This is a genomic window from Flavobacterium olei, from assembly GCF_039749035.1.
Classification (GTDB): Bacteria; Bacteroidota; Bacteroidia; order Flavobacteriales; family Flavobacteriaceae; genus Flavobacterium; species Flavobacterium olei.
The window spans coordinates 1-1,173 of sequence record NZ_JBDKWC010000012.1 but is presented as its reverse complement, the minus strand read 5'-3'; the positions used below and the strand labels follow the sequence as shown (position 1 = coordinate 1,173).

The window sequence follows — 1,173 nt, the reverse complement described above, 5'->3', positions numbered from 1 at the left end:
CTAGACTGATGCATCGATAGATGACAATGGTATTAAATCTGAAAATCCTGTAACAGACAAACAGCGATTGAACAATGTTTTGATGTATGAAGGAGAAGAGAAAGGGAAAGGGGGGGGGAGAAAAAGGGAGAGGGGGAAGAAGGGAGAAAAAGAGGAGGAGAAAAAGAGGAAGGAGAGAGAAAAAGAAGGGGGGAGGAAGAAGGAGAGGAGGAGAAAAGAAGGAAGGAGGAGGGAGAAAAGAAAAAAGAAGGAAAAGAGAGGGAAAAGAAAGGGAAGAAGAGGGAAAGGGGAGAAAAAAAAAGGAAGGAAAAAGAGGAAGGAAGAAGGGAGAGGGGAAAGGGAGAGAAAAGGAGGAAGGAGGGGGGAAGAAGGAGAAAAGGGGGAAAAAAGGAGGGAGAAAAAAAAGAGAGGGAAGAAAGAGAGGAAGGAGAAAAAGAAGAAGAAAAAAGAAGGGGGAGAGAAAGGAGGAGAAAGGGAAGGAGAAGAAGAGGGGGAGGAGGAAAAAAAGAAGGAAAGGAGAGGAGGGAAAAAAAAGAGGGGAGAGAGAGAAGGAGAGGGGAAAAGAGGAAGAAGGGAAAGGGGGGGGAGGGAAAAGGAAGAGGAGAAAAAAGGAAGAGAAAGGAAAGGAAGAAAAGGGAGAGGGGAAAAAAGGGAAGGAAAAAAAGGGGGGAGGAAGGAAAGGAAGAAAAAAGGGAGGGAGGGAAAGGGAAAGGGAAGGGGGAGAAGGGAAGAGGGGAAGGGGAGAGGGGAAAAGAGAGAGGGGAGAGGGGAGAAAGAAAGAGGGAAGGAAAGGGGGAGAAAAAAGAAGGAGAAGAAAGAAGGGGGAGGAGAAGGAAAAGGAAGGAAAGGAGGGGGGAGAAGGAGGAAAGAGAAGAGGGAAAAGGGGAAGGAGAAAAAGAAGGAGAGGAAGGAGAAAGAAAGGGGGAAAGAAAGAGAAAAGGAAAAGAAAGAAAAAAAGAAGGAGGAAAAGAGGAAAAAAAAGGGAAGAGGGAGGAGGAGGAGGAAGAAAGAGGGGAGAGGGGAGAGAGGGGGAAAGAAAAAAAGGGGAGGAAGTTTTTTGAAGAGGGGGTGAGGGGTTTTGAAAAGGAGGGGGGGTTTGATGAAAGTCTTGATGAGGGAAAAACTTTTTTGGCGCATGATTTTTTTTTAGCGTAATTATTAATTCTTCCGCTC

Annotated in this window: 1 protein-coding gene; it reads left to right on the top strand. The window is 46.0% G+C overall.

Going from position 1 to position 1,173, the window contains the following annotated elements; translation table 11 throughout:
* The first annotated feature begins 82 nt into the window (after positions 1 to 82).
* Positions 83 to 1,072 (top strand): hypothetical protein, encoded by a 990-nt coding sequence (locus tag ABEB31_RS21575; protein ID WP_347053740.1) that lies wholly within the window; start codon positions 83 to 85, stop codon positions 1,070 to 1,072.
* Positions 1,073 to 1,173: the final 101 nt, after the last annotated feature.